This is a genomic window from Pseudomonas sp. HMSC057H01 (assembly GCF_001836405.1).
Lineage (GTDB): Bacteria > Pseudomonadota > Gammaproteobacteria > Pseudomonadales > Pseudomonadaceae > Pseudomonas > Pseudomonas aeruginosa.
The window spans coordinates 3,339-18,352 of the sequence record NZ_KV828498.1 but is presented as its reverse complement, the minus strand read 5'-3'; the positions used below and the strand labels follow the sequence as shown (position 1 = coordinate 18,352).

Below are 15,014 nucleotides of genomic sequence, written 5' to 3'. Positions count from 1 at the left end.
CATTTACCGGATGAGCCCAGTCTAGGGAGGTCAAGGTCAAGCGCGGTCAGCCCTGGGTAAAGCTTGGGTAAAGACCTTGTGTCGGCGGGCTGACGAAACCCGCTCAGTGGCTGTAGTAGTAGCCGCGGCCGCGCAGGGCGAGGATGCGCGGGCTGCCGTCGGGGTGGCTGCCGAGCTTCTTGCGCAGGTTGCTGACGTGCATGTCCAGGCTGCGGTCGTAGAGGGTCAGCTTGCGGCCCAGCGCCAGTTGCGCCAGGGCCTGCTTGTCCAGCGGCTCGCCGGGCTGGCGCAGGAGCGCTTCGAGGATGCGGCTTTCGGAAAGGGTCAGGCTGATCTCCTGGCCGTCGATCTGCGCCACGCCGCGCGTCAGGTTCAGCGACAGGTCGCCCAGTTGCATCTGCGCGCTGGGCTGCGCCGGGTGGGTTCGCCGCAGCACGGCGCGCAGCCGTGCGGTGAGTTCGCGCGGGTCGCAGGGCTTGGCCAGGTAGTCGTCGGCGCCCAGTTCCAGACCGAGGATGCGGTCCAGCGGCTCGCCGCGGGCGGACAGCATCAGCACCGGCAGGTCGGGATGGTCGCCGCGCAGTTGCTTGAGCAGTTCCAGGCCGCTGCCGTCCGGCAGCATCACGTCGAGCACCACGGCATCCGGCGTCTGCTCGGCGAGGGCGCGACGGGCCTGGGCGCCGTCGTGGCTGGCACGCACGGAGAAACCTTCCTGGACCAGCCAGGTACCGAGCAGCTCGCAGAGCTCCCGGTCATCGTCGATCAACAGCAGTTCGCTCATCGGGTGTCGCTCAATTGATCCATTCGCGTCGCTGTCGCCGGCGGCCGCGGCTCAGGGCGCCGAGGACGAACGCGAGCAGGGCGGTGGCGGCGCCGGCGACATACCAGGTCTGCTCTTCTGTGAGCAGCGGCGGTTGCCGCTGCGCCTGGGCCGCCTGCAACTGCTCGCGCAACTGGCGGTTCTCCTGGCGCATACGACTGACCAGTTCGTCGCGCTGGCGTTCCGTTTCCACCAGGCGGCGCTCCAGTTCGGCGGTAGCCTGCGCAATGGAAGGCTGCGCGGCTGGAATCGGTGCTGGCGCGGGTTCCTCGGCCTGGGCCAGGGAAGCTCCCAGGCTCAGGCTCAGCAGCAGGCAATGGGCAGTGGATGGACGCATCATGACTCCTTGTACCGATGAAGCGACGGATTGCACTGTCTTCCGGTTCGCCCTTCCGGCTTGGCGAAAGCGCCGGGCCGGCCTGGTTGCGCTGCGGCGGGCACCGGAAAGCGGCGTCCGGTGCGAAAACGTTTGCCGGGAGGGCGACCGGGCCGGCCGCCGGTACCCGGCGACTGCCTCAGGGCAGGACTTTCTTGAACGGCTTGACCACCACCTCGGCATACACCCCGGCGGCCCGGTAGGGGTCGGCCTCGGCCCAGCTCTGCGCCGCGGCCAGGGAATCGAATTCGGCGACGATCAGGCTGCCGGTGAAGCCGGCGGCGCCCGGGTCGTTGCTGTCGATCGCCGGGTGCGGGCCGGCGAGTACCAGGCGGCCTTCTTCCTTCAGCTGTTCGAGACGGGCCAGGTGGGCCGGGCGGCTGGCCAGGCGGCGTTCCTGGGAAGCGGGGATGTCACGGGCGATGATCGCGTAGAGCATGTCAGTCCTTGGGCTTTTCGCCGGTATCGGCGTCGTGCAGGTGGCGAGCCAGGAACAGGCCCTGGCCGATCAGGAACAGCAAGGTCATGCCGAGGCTGCCGAACACCTTGAAGTCCACCCAGAAGTTCGGATAGGTGAAGACCACGTACAGGTTGGCGAAGCCGCACACCAGGAAGAACACCACCCAGGCGATGTTCAGGCGCACCCAGAGGCCCTGCGGCAACTGGATGGCATGGCCCATGATGCGCTGGATCATCGGCTTGTCGCCGATGAAGTGACTGCCGGCGAAGGCCAGGGCGAACAGCCAGTTGACCAGCGGCGCCTTCCATTTGAGGAAGGTGTCCTCGTGGAAGGCCAGGGTCAGGCCGCCGAGGACCAGGCAGGCGCCGAGGGTGAACCACTGGCTCTTTTCCAGGTGGCGGTGCTTGAGCCAGAGGGCGCCGTAGACGATCACCGAGGCGAGGATCAGGGTCGCGGTCGCGCCGTAGATGCCACTCAGATTGAACCCGGCGAACTCGACGTTCTGAGGGTCTATCTTGTAGACGATGAAGAACAGGATCAGTGGGATGAAATCGATGAATTGCTTCATGGTGGCAGTCAGGACACGGTTGAAGCGGCATAATAGCAACCTCTGGATGTTCTGAAACAGTCATCCTGTCTTTCCGAATGCGTCAGGCCTGTGCCGCAGGCGCATTCGCCAGGTGGAGCAGGCTCCCCGGCCCATGAACGGTACGTCTCGATACCGCGAGGCAGCGAATCGGCGTTGCTTCATCACCATTCTTCACTGGAATCAGGATTCAGCCATGCGTGTCGATCTGCATTGCCACAGTACCGCCTCCGATGGCGTTCTCGCGCCCGCCGCCCTGGTGCAGCGGGCCCACGAGAAAGGCGTCGGGCTGCTGGCGCTGACCGACCACGACACCCTGGAAGGCTTGCCGGAAGCCCACCAGGCGGCCGCTCGACTCAGTATCGAACTGGTCAACGGCGTCGAGCTGTCCTGCACCTGGGGTGGCGCCACCATCCATGTGCTGGGCTACGGTTTCGACCTCGACGCCGCTCCCCTGCGCCAGGCCACTGAAGCCCTGCACCGCGGCCGCTGGGCGCGCGCCGAGGAAATCGACCGACGGCTGGCGGCCAAGGGTATGCCCGGGGCGCTGGAGGGCGCGCGGGCGATCCAGCGGGCCCTGGGCGACAGCGGCAACGCGCCGGCGCGGCCGCATTTCGCCGAGTTCCTGGTCCAGGGCGGCTGGGTCAAGGATCGCGCCGACGCGTTCCGCAAATGGCTGGGGGCCGGCAAGCTGGGAGACGTCAAGCAGCACTGGCCGACCCTGGAGGAAGTGGTCGGCTGCCTGCGCGAGGCGCGCGCCTGGATCAGCCTGGCGCACCCGTACCATTATGATTTCACCCGGACCAAGCGCCGGCGCCTGGTCGCCGACTTTCTCCAGGCCGGTGGACACGCCATCGAGGTGGTCAATGGGGTGCAGCCGGCCGAACAGGTCGGTACCCTGTCGATCCTGGCCCGCGAGTTCGGCCTGATGGTCACCGCCGGCAGCGATTTCCACGCGCCGGGCGACTGGTCCGAACTGGGCATGTACCGTGCGGTTCCAGAGGACCTTCCGGCCATGTGGCCGCGTTTCGCCAGGCATTTTCGCGATACCGAACGTCATTCCGAAGCCAAGGGGGCCGAATGAGCCAGTTCTTCCAGATCCATCCGGAAAATCCCCAGCCACGGCTGGTCAAGCAGGCGGTGGAAATCGTCCGCCAGGGTGGGGTGATCGTCTATCCCACCGACTCGTCCTATGCCCTGGGCTGCCGCATCGGCGAAAAGACCGCGGTGGATCGCATCCGCCGCATCCGCCAACTGGACGACAAGCACAACTTCACCCTGGTCTGCCGCGACCTTTCCGAGCTGGGGGTCTATGCCAAGGTCGACACCGGCCTGTTCCGCCTGCTCAAGGCGCACACCCCCGGTCCCTACACCTTCATCCTCAGCGCCACCCGCGAGGTGCCGCGCATGCTCCTGCACCCCAAGCGCCGCACCATCGGCCTGCGCGTGCCGAACTGTCCGATCGCCCGGGCGCTGCTGGAGGAGCTAGGCGAACCGCTGATGAGCGTGAGCCTGATCATGCCCGGCAGCGGCGAGCCACTGAACGATCCCTATGAAATGCGCCAGGTACTGGAACACCAGGTCGACCTGATCGTGGACGGGGGCTATGGCGGCGGCGAGGCCTCCACCGTGATCAGCCTGACCGACACCGATCCCGAAGTGATCCGCGTGGGTTGCGGCGATCCGGCGCCGTTCATGCAGCCGGCCTGAGCGCCGCCCGAATCCGCCCACCACGAGCCTACCGATGCAGGACGATAACCCGGCCAACGCCGACACCCCTCCAGCCGAACCCGCCGCCGAGCGGGTGCCGCTGCAACTGGCGCTGGTCTACGGCGAGGCGGTCACCGAGCTGCCGCAGGACCTCTATATCCCGCCGGACGCGCTGGAGGTCTTCCTCGAGGCCTTCGAGGGCCCGCTCGACCTGCTGCTGTACCTGATCCGCAAGCAGAACATCGACATCCTGGATATCCCGGTGGCGGAAATCACCCGCCAGTACATGGGCTATGTCGAGCTGATGAAGGCGGTGCGCCTGGAGCTGGCCGCCGAGTACCTGGTGATGGCGGCGATGCTGGCGGAGATCAAGTCGCGCATGTTGTTGCCGCGCTCGGCGGAAGCCGAGGAGGAAGAGGACGATCCGCGGGCCGAGCTGATCCGCCGCCTGCAAGAGTACGAACGGTTCAAGAAGGCCGCCGAAGACCTCGACGAACTGCCCCGGGTCGGCCGCGACGTGCTGGTGCCGGCGGTGGCTGCTCCCGAGGCGCGGGCGCGCAAGCTGCTGCCGGAGCTGGCGCTGCAGGAGCTGATGCTGGTGATGGGCGAGATGCTGCGCCGCGCCGACCTGTTCGAGAGCCACCAGGTGACCCGCGAGGTACTGTCCACCCGCGAACGCATGAGCGAAGTGCTGGAGCGCCTGAAAGGCGGCGCCTTCGTGCCCTTCATCCAGTTGTTCACCCTGGAGGAGGGCAAGCTCGGCGTGGTGGTCACCTTCATGGCGATCCTCGAACTGGTCAAGGAGCAGATGGTGGAACTGGTGCAGAACGAGGCTTTCGGCGCCATCCATGTGCGCCTGCGGATAGCCCGCGAAGCGGAGGAAGGCGAAACCCTGGAGGAAGCCCTGGAAGACGATTTCGAGTGATCGCGCCGCGCCGCTGGCCGTTCGTCCCCCTGCGGACTGTCAGCTTTTCCGAGCTTCCGGCTTCGCTCCCTGCCGTGGCCTGTTAAGCTGCATGCCCGATTCCGCTATCTTTCCCTCTTCCTGGCTCCGGTATCCGTTGCGACGATGAACCTGTCCGATCCCCACGAACTCGCCACCCTGCTCGAAGGCATCCTCCTCGCGGCCGGCAAGCCGCTGTCGCTGGAGCGCCTGGCCGAGCTGTTCGACGAGGCCGAGCGGCCGGAACCGGGGCAGTTCCGCGACGCCCTGGCGATCCTCGCGCTGTCCTGCGCGGGGCGTTCCTTCGAGCTGAAGGAAGTCGCGTCCGGGTATCGCCTGCAGATTCGCGAGCGTTTCTCGCCGTGGGTCGGCCGCCTCTGGGAGGAGCGTCCGCAGCGCTATTCGCGCGCGCTCCTGGAAACCCTGGTGCTGATCGCCTACCGCCAGCCGATCACCCGTGGCGAGATCGAGGAGATCCGCGGCGTGGCGGTGAACACCCAGATCGTCAAGACGCTGATGGAGCGGGAGTGGATCCGCATCGTTGGCTACCGCGAGGTGCCGGGGCGCCCGGCGATGCTGGCGACCACCAAGGCGTTCCTCGATTATTTCAACCTGAAGAGCCTCGACGAGCTGCCGCCGCTGTCGGCGCTGCGCGAGATGGAGCCCGAGCCGGAACCGCCGGTCGAAGTGGCGGCGCAGCCGCCGCGCGACGATCTCGACGAGGATGCGATTCCTGCCTCGATCCAGGCCCTGGCCGATCGCGCCATCGCCGAGGCCGGGGAAAGCCTCGAGGAGATCGAGGGGGAGGCCGGCGAGCCGGAGAAGCCGCGCGAGGAAACCAGCTTCCGCAGCCTGCTGCTGGAACTGGACGAGATGGAGCAGGGCCTGAAGACCGACTTCGACGACCTGCTCGACCCTCCGGAGCCCTCGGAGCAGGGCGACGAGTCCGCCGAGCCAGCGGCTGGGCCGATTCCCGTGGTCGCGGAGCAAGCCGTCGAGCCTGCCGTCGCGGAGGCTGTCGCGGGCGCCGATCCCGATGACGAGGAGCGCGCCCTGGCGGAGGCCATGCGCGAGGAGCGCGAGGCACTGGACGCCGACGACGACTGGCCGCGCCGCTGACCGTCGTTCCACCCTGTAGAATTCATCCGGCCGCGCCGGCGAGGCCGGCCCGCTCCGTTTCATCGACCCTGGAACCCGCCCATGAAAGAGACCCTGAACGAACTGATCACCCTCATCAGCACCGGCTGCATGGGCGCCGAGGAGATCCGGCGGATCGCCGACGAGGCGGCCCAGGCCTACGCCGATCCGGCAGGGTTCCTCGCCGCCAACCCGGACATCAACTACGACGACAGCTTCCCGATCCCGCTCGGCGAGTGGGTGGTGGTCGGTAGCCTGCCGGATATCGTGCTGTTCCAGGCCGATACCTATGCCGAGCTGTTCGCCCGGATCGTCGCCTCCTTCGGCAAGGACGTGGCGTTCAACATCAAGCCGAAGCAGTTGCTCAAGACCGAGCCGCTGGTCGCCCTCAACCGTATCCAGGTGCAACTGAGCAGCATGTATCCGGAAAAGGGCGGCTACGTGCTGGTGGATTTCAGCGAGCCGCTGGACGACGAGTTGCAGGCGGTGCTGGTCTATACCCAGGACCTGCCGCGGGTCATGGCGCTCTGCGTCGAGGCCGGCATCTATGCCGCGCCTGCCTACGAAAGCCTGCGCGACGCCGAGGCCGAGTGACCGCGGGCCGCTCGATCGGCCCGATAGTCATTCCCTCCTGGACGCCGGCCCACCGCCTGTCGTGAAGTGACGGGCGAGGACCGGTTGCGGTCCGCGCCGAAAAAGGGGGAACGCTTGAAAAGTCCTTGCATCAATATCTGTGAGTTCGATGCCGACGTGTGCCGCGGCTGCGGGCGTACGCGCCAGGAAATCCGTGCCTGGAAGCGCGCGGACAAGGCCGAGCAGCGACTGATCCTCGCCGAGGCCGACCTGCGCCTGCTGGCGTTGCAGGCGCGCGGTCGGCGCAAGTTCCGCTGAGGCGCGTCAGTCGCGGGCGGCGGCCAGCGCCAGGGCGCTGTCCAGCATGCGGTTGGAGAAGCCCCACTCGTTGTCGTACCAGGCCATCGCCTTGACCAGCCGGCCGCTGACCTTGGTGTGGTTGGCGTCGAAGATCGACGAGCGCGGGTCGTGGTTGAAATCCACCGACACCAGCGGCTGGGTGTTGTAGCCGAGCACCGGAGAGCCCTCGCTGGCCTCGCGCAGCAGGCGGTTGACCTCGTCTACGCTGGTATCCCGGGCCACCTGCACGGTGAGATCGACCAGCGACACGTTGATCACCGGCACCCGCACCGCCAGGCCGGTAAGCTTGCCGGCGAGTTCCGGCAGGACCAGGCCGACCGCCTCGGCGGCGCCGGTCTTGGTGGGGATCATCGACTGGGTCGCCGAACGTGCGCGGTACAGGTCCGGGTGGTACACGTCGGAGAGGTTCTGGTCGTTGGTGTAGGCATGGATGGTGGTCATCAGGCCGTGCTCGATGCCCAGCTCGCGATGCAGCACCTGGGCCACCGGTGCCAGGCAGTTGGTGGTGCAGGAGGCGTTCGAGACGATCCGATGGGAGGCGCGCAGCACCTCGTGGTTGACGCCGTAGACCACGGTGGCGTCGACGTCCTTGCCGGGCGCCGAGATCAGCACCTTGCCGGCGCCGGCCTGCAGGTGGGCGGCGGCTTTGTCGCGGCTGGTGAAGAGCCCCGTGCACTCGAGCACGATGTCCACGCCGAGGCTCTTCCAGGGCAGTTCCGCCGGGTTGCGGATGGCGCTGACGGCGATGCGGTCGCCCATCACCCGCAGGCTTTCGGCATCGTGCTCGACCTCGCCGGGAAAGCGTCCATGGACGCTGTCGTACTGGAACAGGTGGGCGTTGACCGCGGCGTCGCCGAGGTCATTGATCGCCACTACCTGCAACTGTTCGCGGTAGTGGCCGGTATACAGGGCGCGAAGAACGTTTCGGCCGATGCGACCGAAGCCGTTGATGGCCAGGCGGATAGTCATAATGAGGTCGTCTCTTTTCTATTGTTGTGGTAAAAACCATTACATTTCGTCCAGAAAGAAAAGTAAACATCCTTCAACCGATGATTATGTTGTAAAAACAACAATTGATAGTCTGTAGGAGAATCTGCCATGCACCCTCGTGTGCTCGAAGTCACCCGCCGCATCCAGGCCCGTAGCGCGGCCACTCGCCAACGCTACCTCGAGATGGTCAGGGCGGCGGCCAGCAAGGGGCCGCACCGCGGCACCCTGCCGTGCGGCAACCTCGCCCACGGGGTCGCGGCCTGTGGCGAAAGCGACAAGCAGACCCTGCGGCTGATGAACCAGGCCAACGTGGCCATCGTTTCCGCCTACAACGACATGCTCTCGGCGCACCAGCCGTTCGAGCGCTTTCCGGGGCTTATAAAACAGGCGCTGCACGAGATCGGTTCGGTCGGCCAGTTCGCCGGCGGCGTGCCGGCCATGTGCGACGGGGTGACCCAGGGCGAGCCGGGCATGGAACTGTCGCTGGCCAGCCGCGACGTGATCGCCATGTCCACCGCCATCGCGCTGTCTCACAACATGTTCGATGCGGCGCTGTGCCTGGGCGTCTGCGACAAGATCGTGCCGGGCCTGCTGATCGGCTCGCTGCGCTTCGGCCACCTGCCCACCGTGTTCGTCCCGGCCGGGCCGATGCCGACCGGCATCTCCAACAAGGAAAAGGCCGCGGTGCGCCAACTGTTCGCCGAGGGCAAGGCCACTCGCGAAGAGCTGCTGGCCTCGGAAATGGCCTCCTACCATGCACCCGGCACCTGCACCTTCTATGGCACCGCCAATACCAACCAGTTGCTGGTGGAGGTGATGGGCCTGCACTTGCCCGGTGCCTCCTTCGTCAACCCGAACACCCCGCTGCGCGACGAACTCACCCGCGAAGCGGCGCGCCAGGCCAGCCGGCTGACCCCTGAGAACGGCAACTACGTGCCGATGGCGGAGATCGTCGACGAGAAGGCCATCGTCAACTCGGTGGTGGCGCTGCTCGCCACCGGCGGCTCGACCAACCATACCCTGCACCTGCTGGCGATCGCCCAGGCGGCGGGCATCCAGTTGACCTGGCAGGACATGTCCGAGCTGTCCCATGTGGTGCCGACCCTGGCGCGCATCTATCCGAACGGCCAGGCCGACATCAACCACTTCCAGGCGGCCGGCGGCATGTCCTTCCTGATCCGCCAGCTGCTCGACGGCGGGCTGCTTCACGAGGACGTACAGACCGTCGCCGGCCCCGGCCTGCGCCGCTACACCCGCGAGCCGTTCCTCGAGGATGGCCGGCTGGTCTGGCGCGAAGGGCCGGAACGGAGTCTCGACGAAGCCATCCTGCGTCCGCTGGACAAGCCGTTCTCCGCCGAAGGCGGCTTGCGCCTGATGGAGGGCAACCTCGGTCGCGGCGTGATGAAGGTCTCGGCGGTGGCGCCGGAACACCAGGTGGTCGAGGCGCCGGTACGGATCTTCCACGACCAGGCCAGCCTGGCCGCGGCCTTCAAGGCCGGCGAGCTGGAGCGCGACCTGGTCGCCGTGGTGCGTTTCCAGGGCCCGCGGGCGAACGGCATGCCGGAGCTGCACAAGCTCACGCCGTTCCTCGGGGTCCTGCAGGATCGTGGCTTCAAGGTGGCGCTGGTCACCGACGGGCGCATGTCCGGGGCGTCGGGCAAGGTGCCCGCGGCCATCCATGTGAGTCCGGAAGCCATCGCCGGCGGTCCCCTGGCGCGCCTGCGCGACGGCGACCGGGTACGGGTGGATGGGGTGAACGGCGAGTTGCGGGTGCTGGTCGACGACGCCGAATGGCAGGCGCGCAGCCTGGAGCCGGCGCCGCAGGACGGCAATCTCGGTTGCGGCCGCGAGCTGTTCGCCTTCATGCGCAACGCCATGAGCAGCGCGGAAGAGGGCGCCTGCAGCTTTACCGAGAGCCTCAACGGCTGGCGCTGATTCTGATAGGTCGATGTCCGCCGGCGCTTGGCTGGCGGCTGTCTCTCCGGCAACATCTGCCGACCGTCCCGCCCTGGCGCGGGGCATTGCGGTTCAATGACGATGAATAACGACAACAAGAGAAGCGCCGGCGGCCTCGGCCTGGTCGGCGATATCGGCGGCACCAATGCGCGTTTCGCGCTCTGGCGCGGGCAGCGCCTGGAATCCATCGAGGTGCTCGCCTGCGCCGACTACCCACGGCCTGAACTGGCCGTGCGCGACTACCTGGCGCGGATCGGCGAATCGGTGGCGAACATCGACTCGGTCTGCCTGGCCTGCGCCGGTCCGGTTGGGGCGGCGGATTTCCGTTTCACCAACAACCACTGGGTGATCAATCGCGCCGCGTTCCGCGAGGAGCTGGGGCTGGATCACCTGCTGCTGGTCAACGACTTCAGCACCATGGCCTGGGCCGCCTCGCGGCTGGGCGCGGACGAGCTGGTGCAGGTCCGGGCCGGCAGCGCCCAGGCGGATCGCGCCCGGCTGATCATCGGTCCCGGCACCGGCCTTGGCGTCGGCAGCCTGCTGCCGCTGGGCGGGGGACGTTGGGAAGTGCTGCCCTGCGAGGGCGGGCATGTCGACCTGCCGGTCACTTCGCCGCGCGACTTCGCGCTCTGGCAGGGCCTGCAGGCGCGCTACGGACACGTCTCCGCCGAGCGCGCACTGTCCGGCAACGGCCTGCTCGCCCTCTATGAAATCAGCTGTGCCCTGGACGGGGTCGCCGTCCGCGCGAGCAGTGCGGCGGAAGTCGGTGCCCTGGCCATGGCCGGCGACGCCCAGGCGGACGCCGTGCTGGAGCACTTCTTCCTGTGGCTGGCGCGGGTCGCCGGCAACGCGGTGCTCACCGTCGGCGCGCTCGGTGGCGTCTACATTACCGGCGGCATCGTCCCGCGTTTCCTCGAGCGCTTCATCGCCAGCGGTTTCGCCGAGGCCTTCGCCAGGCGTGGCAAGACCAGTGGCGCTTACCTGCAGGACGTACCGGTGTGGGTCATGACCGCCGAACATCCGGGCCTGCTCGGCGCCGGCGTCGCCCTGCAGCAGGCCCTGGACGCCGAGGGCTGAGTCGGCGTCGAGCAACCGCATAAGGAGGAGCCTCGTGAGCGCGAACGGACGATCGATCCTGCTGGTGGACGATGACCAGGAGATCCGCGAATTGCTGGAGACCTACCTGAGCCGCGCCGGCTTCCAGGTCCGCAGCGTCTCGCGGGGCGCCGACTTCCGCCAGGCGCTGTGCGAGGAGGAGGCGAGCCTGGCGATCCTCGACGTGATGCTGCCGGACGAGGACGGCTTCAGCCTCTGTCGCTGGATTCGCTCCCACCAGCGCCTGGCCTGCATGCCGATCATTATGCTCACCGCCAGTTCCGACGAGGCCGACCGGGTGATCGGCCTGGAACTGGGCGCCGACGACTACCTGGGCAAGCCGTTCAGCCCGCGCGAGCTGCTGGCGCGGATCAAGGCCCTGCTGCGCCGCGCGCAGTTCACCCAGGTGCGCGGTGGCGACGTACTGGCCTTCGAGGACTGGCGACTGGATACGGTCAGCCACCGGCTGTTCCACGAGGACGGCGAGGAGTTCTTCCTCAGCGGCGCGGATTTCGCCCTGCTCAAGCTGTTCCTCGACCATCCGCAGCAGATCCTCGACCGCGACACCATCGCCAACGCCACCCGCGGCCGCGAGGTGCTGCCGCTGGAGCGCATCGTCGACATGGCGGTCAGCCGCCTGCGCCAGCGCCTGCGCGACACCGGCAAGGCGCCGCGGCTGATCCAGACCGTGCGCGGCAGTGGCTACCTGCTGGCGGCGCAGGTGCGGCCGCACCTGCAGCCATGAGCGAACGGCGGCGCTGGTCGCCGGTGCCGCGCTCGCTGCTCGGGCGCATGCTGCTCCTGACCCTGCTCGCGGTGCTGGTCGCGCAAGGGCTTTCCAGCCTGTTCTGGCTGTCGCACCTGCGCTCCAGCCAGCGCGAGGGCCTGCTCACCAGCTCGCGCAGCCTGGCCTACTCGATGGCGGCCAGCGTCAGCTACTTCCGTTCCCTGCCGCTCGGCTACCGTCCGCTGGTGCTCGACCAGTTGCGCAGCATGGGCGGTACGCGCTTCTTCGTCTCGCTGAACGACCGGCCGCTGGAGATGCGTGCCCTGCCGGACACGCCGAACAAGCAGGCGGTGCTGGAGATCGTCCAGGACGTGTTGCATCAACGCCTGGGCAAGGAGGTCGAGCTGCAGGTCGAATTCGTCAGTCCCGACGAGCTGCGCCTGTTCAACGGCGCGCTGAAGCTCGACGAGCTGCCGCGTTCCTGGGCGCACTACGCGCTGACCCTGGAGCCGGTGAACCCGCCGGTGCTGGTGACCCAGATCCGCATCGGCGACAGCGAGTGGCTGTACATCGCCAGCCTGATGCCGGCGCCGTACGTCAGCCTGGAACCCGAGGGACTGCAACCGCAGCAGGTGCTCTCGATCGTTTTCACCAGCCTGTTGCTGCTGCTTTTCACCGGCTTGCTGATGCATTGGCAGAGCCGTCCGCTCAAGCGCCTGGCGCGCGCCGCCCGCGACCTGGCCCTGGGCAGTCCGTCGGCAGCGCTGGAGGAACGCGGCGCCAGCGAACTGGTGGAGGTGGCGCGCGCCTTCAACACCATGCACGAGCGCATCGACCGCTACCTGAACGAGCGCGGGCAGTTGTTCAGCGCCATCTCCCACGACCTGCGCACGCCGATCACCCGCCTGCGCCTGCGGGTAGAACTCCTCGAGGACGAGCGCTTGCAGGAGAAGTTCGGGCGCGACCTGGACGAGCTGGAACTGCTGGTGAAGGGCGCGCTGCAGTGCGTGAAGGACACCGATATCCACGAGAACGTCGAGCCGGTCGACCTCAACCTGTTGCTCCAGCACATCGCCGAGCCCTACCTGGCCGATGGCCGGGTGGAGGTCGTCGGTCGCGCCGCGGAGCCTTATCCGGGCAAGCCCCTGGCGCTCAAGCGCTGTATCGGCAACCTGCTGGACAATGCGCTGAAATACGGCGAACGCGCCCGCCTGAGCCTGGAGGACGGACCGGAAGCGGTGGTGCTGCACGTCGACGACGACGGCCCCGGCGTGCCCGAGCAGCGCCTGGAACAGATCTTCGAGCCGCGCTTCCGCCTGTCTCCGCGAGGGCAGGGCTACGGGCTGGGCCTGGGCATCGCGCGCAACATCGCGCACACCCATGGCGGCGAAGTCAGTTTGCAGAACCGTCGCGAGGGCGGCCTGCGGGTCAGCCTGCGCTTGCCGCGCCTGGGGCTGGAGTGATGGGCTGGCTTGGCGGGCCCTTGAACGAGGCAGGTAGGCACGAGGTTCTCCCGCGTTCTGTGGCAGCGGCAGACAGAGGCGGAGCGGGCGCTATGGCAGTGTTTGCGCGGGCATCGATTGCTCGGGCTGAAGTTTCGTCGGCAGAAGATACTCGGGCCGTACATCGTCGATTTCGTCTGTCATGAGCGGATGCTGGTGATCGAACTGGATGGCGGGCAGCATGTGGGTTCGCCGGCCGATGCCTGGCTGGAGAGTCGGGGTCCAGGGTACTGCGGTTCTGGAACGACAACGTGCTGGCGCGCAGGGAGGTGGTGCTGGAGGTCATTCTCGTGTTGTAGGAGGTTTCTGTCGCGAAACCGCCTTGCCGAGTTCAAGTCCAGATTTTCCTGCTCTGCCTCAATTCCAATGTAACCACTCCGTGACAAACCCGGATCGCTTCGTTACCCGCGACGCGGAACGCTTGAATAGACTCGAAGCATTGCAAGCGCAGACTTGCTCCGAATAACAAGAAGAAGGTTTTCCTCATGAATGCGATCCGTCGCCTCTCTGCCGTCATCTGTCTTTCCTCCCTCTGTCTCTCCCCGCTGCTGGCCCAGGCCGGCGAAGTCGAAGTGCTGCACTGGTGGACCTCCGCCGGCGAGAAGCGCGCCGCCGAAACCCTGAAGAAGCTGGTCGAAGCCAAGGGCCACACCTGGAAGGACTTCGCCGTGGCCGGCGGTGGCGGCGAGGCGGCGATGACGGTGCTGAAGACCCGCGCGGTGTCCGGCAATCCGCCGGCCGCGGCGCAGATCAAGGGGCCGGATATCCAGGAGTGGGGCGAACTGGGCCTGCTCGCCGACCTCAACGCGGTGGCCGCCGAAGGCAAGTGGGACAGCCTGCTGCCGAAGCAGGTGGCGCAGATCATGAAGTACGACGGCGACTACGTAGCAGTGCCGATCAACGTACACCGGGTCAACTGGCTCTACATCAACCCGGAAGTGTTCAAGAAGGCCGGCGCCACCCCGCCGACCACCCTCGACGAACTGTTCGTCGCCGCCGACAAGCTCAAGGCCGCCGGTTTCACGCCGCTGGCCCATGGCAGCCAACCGTGGCAGGACGGCACCGTGTTCGAGAACCTGGTGCTGAGCAAGATGGGTCCGGAAGGCTATCGCAAGGCCTTCGTCGAACAGGACAAGGCGACCCTCACCGGAGCGCAGATGGTCGAGGTGTTCGCCGCGCTGAAGAAGCTCCGCGGCTACGTCGATGCCGACGCCGCCGGTCGCGAATGGAGCGCCGCCACGGCGATGGTGATCAACGGCAAGGCCGGGATGCAGATCATGGGCGACTGGGCGAAGAGCGAATTCACCGCCGCCGGCAAGGTGCCGGGCAAGGACTACCAGTGCCTGCCGTTCCCCGGCACGCAGAAGGCCTTCGACTACAACATCGACTCGCTGGTGATGTTCAAGCTGAGCAACGCGGAGAACCGCAAGGCCCAGGAAGACCTGGCGCGCAGCGTGCTCGATCCGTCCTTCCAGAAGGACTTCAACCTCAACAAGGGCTCCATCCCGGTTCGCCTGGACGCCGACATGGCGCCGTTCGACAGTTGCGCCCAGCAGTCGATGAAGGACTTCAAGCAGGCTTCCCAGGACGGCAACCTGGTGCCGAGCATGGCCCACAGCATGGCCGCTTCCAGCTACGTGCAGGGGGCGATCTTCGACGTGGTGACCAACTTCTTCAACGACCCCGCCGCGGACCCGCAGAAGGCCGCCCAGCAACTGGCGGCCGCCATCGAGGCGGCGGCGCAGTAAGTCCCTGGCGCGGAGCCCGGCCTGGGCTCCG

17 protein-coding genes are annotated in these 15,014 nt (G+C 67.2%); 12 read left to right on the top strand and 5 right to left on the bottom strand.

The features are described from left to right. Window positions 1-103 precede the first annotated feature (103 nt). The 4 genes from HMPREF2581_RS19815 to HMPREF2581_RS19800 all read right to left on the bottom strand — a co-directional run bounded on the left by HMPREF2581_RS19815 (window position 104) and on the right by HMPREF2581_RS19800 (window position 2,224). Window positions 104-781 carry a response regulator transcription factor gene (locus HMPREF2581_RS19815; protein WP_003091491.1) on the bottom strand — a complete coding sequence of 226 codons (678 nt, stop codon included), beginning with the start codon at window positions 779-781 and terminating at the stop codon, window positions 104-106. 10 nt (window positions 782-791) lie between these two features. Beyond that, window positions 792-1,160: a hypothetical protein gene (locus HMPREF2581_RS19810; RefSeq protein WP_003111064.1), complete on the bottom strand. Its 369-nt coding sequence runs from the start codon at window positions 1,158-1,160 to the stop codon at window positions 792-794. A 175-nt stretch (window positions 1,161-1,335) separates the two neighbouring features. Continuing rightward, window positions 1,336-1,635, bottom strand: coding sequence for a YciI family protein (locus HMPREF2581_RS19805; protein WP_003091489.1), 300 nt, complete (start codon window positions 1,633-1,635; stop codon window positions 1,336-1,338). Between the two features lies 1 nt (window position 1,636). Beyond that, on the bottom strand, window positions 1,637-2,224 hold the full coding sequence (locus tag HMPREF2581_RS19800) for a septation protein A (protein ID WP_003091488.1): 588 nt from the start codon (window positions 2,222-2,224) through the stop codon (window positions 1,637-1,639). 214 nt (window positions 2,225-2,438) lie between these two features. On the opposite strand from HMPREF2581_RS19800, the gene HMPREF2581_RS19795 reads away from it, so the two are divergent. From HMPREF2581_RS19795 to HMPREF2581_RS19770, 6 genes are all read left to right on the top strand, one after another. Further along, window positions 2,439-3,326: a PHP domain-containing protein gene (locus HMPREF2581_RS19795; protein ID WP_003138435.1), complete on the top strand. Its 888-nt coding sequence runs from the start codon at window positions 2,439-2,441 to the stop codon at window positions 3,324-3,326. Then, window positions 3,323-3,952, top strand: a complete 630-nt coding sequence (locus HMPREF2581_RS19790) for an L-threonylcarbamoyladenylate synthase (RefSeq protein WP_003091486.1) — start codon at window positions 3,323-3,325, stop codon at window positions 3,950-3,952. Before HMPREF2581_RS19795 ends, HMPREF2581_RS19790 begins: the two co-directional genes overlap by 4 nt. Window positions 3,953-4,124: 172 nt before the next feature. Beyond that, the gene (locus HMPREF2581_RS19785; RefSeq protein ID WP_003130486.1) at window positions 4,125-4,877 is read left to right on the top strand and encodes a segregation and condensation protein A; all 753 of its coding nucleotides are present in this window, start codon (window positions 4,125-4,127) and stop codon (window positions 4,875-4,877) included. Between the two features lie 144 nt (window positions 4,878-5,021). After that, a complete protein-coding gene (scpB, locus tag HMPREF2581_RS19780; RefSeq protein WP_003138436.1) occupies window positions 5,022-6,014 on the top strand; it encodes an SMC-Scp complex subunit ScpB in 993 nt (330 codons plus the stop codon). 81 nt (window positions 6,015-6,095) lie between these two features. Next, a complete protein-coding gene (locus HMPREF2581_RS19775) occupies window positions 6,096-6,626 on the top strand; it encodes a hypothetical protein (protein WP_003114836.1) in 531 nt (176 codons plus the stop codon). Between the two features lie 114 nt (window positions 6,627-6,740). Next, a complete protein-coding gene (locus HMPREF2581_RS19770; RefSeq protein WP_003091481.1) occupies window positions 6,741-6,923 on the top strand; it encodes a DUF1289 domain-containing protein in 183 nt (60 codons plus the stop codon). A gap of 6 nt (window positions 6,924-6,929) precedes the next feature. On the opposite strand, the gene gap is transcribed toward HMPREF2581_RS19770, so the two are convergent. Then, a complete protein-coding gene (gap, locus tag HMPREF2581_RS19765; protein WP_003091480.1) occupies window positions 6,930-7,934 on the bottom strand; it encodes a type I glyceraldehyde-3-phosphate dehydrogenase in 1,005 nt (334 codons plus the stop codon). A gap of 129 nt (window positions 7,935-8,063) precedes the next feature. On the opposite strand from gap, the gene edd reads away from it, so the two are divergent. The 6 genes from edd (at window position 8,064) to HMPREF2581_RS19740 (ending at window position 14,983) form a co-directional block, all read left to right on the top strand. Then, window positions 8,064-9,890 (top strand): phosphogluconate dehydratase, encoded by a 1,827-nt coding sequence (edd, locus tag HMPREF2581_RS19760; RefSeq protein WP_003091478.1) that lies wholly within the window; start codon window positions 8,064-8,066, stop codon window positions 9,888-9,890. A gap of 102 nt (window positions 9,891-9,992) precedes the next feature. Continuing rightward, the gene (locus HMPREF2581_RS19755; RefSeq protein ID WP_003091477.1) at window positions 9,993-10,988 is read left to right on the top strand and encodes a glucokinase; all 996 of its coding nucleotides are present in this window, start codon (window positions 9,993-9,995) and stop codon (window positions 10,986-10,988) included. Between the two features lie 34 nt (window positions 10,989-11,022). Continuing rightward, on the top strand, window positions 11,023-11,751 hold the full coding sequence (gene gltR, locus HMPREF2581_RS19750; protein WP_003091475.1) for a two-component system response regulator GltR: 729 nt from the start codon (window positions 11,023-11,025) through the stop codon (window positions 11,749-11,751). A gap of 23 nt (window positions 11,752-11,774) precedes the next feature. Next, window positions 11,775-13,196, top strand: coding sequence for a two-component system sensor histidine kinase GtrS (gene gtrS / locus HMPREF2581_RS19745; RefSeq protein ID WP_003130488.1), 1,422 nt, complete (start codon window positions 11,775-11,777; stop codon window positions 13,194-13,196). 57 nt (window positions 13,197-13,253) lie between these two features. Continuing rightward, a complete protein-coding gene (locus HMPREF2581_RS32355) occupies window positions 13,254-13,607 on the top strand; it encodes an endonuclease domain-containing protein (protein WP_305954441.1) in 354 nt (117 codons plus the stop codon). Between the two features lie 113 nt (window positions 13,608-13,720). Then, entirely contained in the window at window positions 13,721-14,983 is a 1,263-nt protein-coding gene (locus HMPREF2581_RS19740; RefSeq protein ID WP_003091472.1) for an ABC transporter substrate-binding protein, read from the top strand. Window positions 14,984-15,014: the final 31 nt, after the last annotated feature.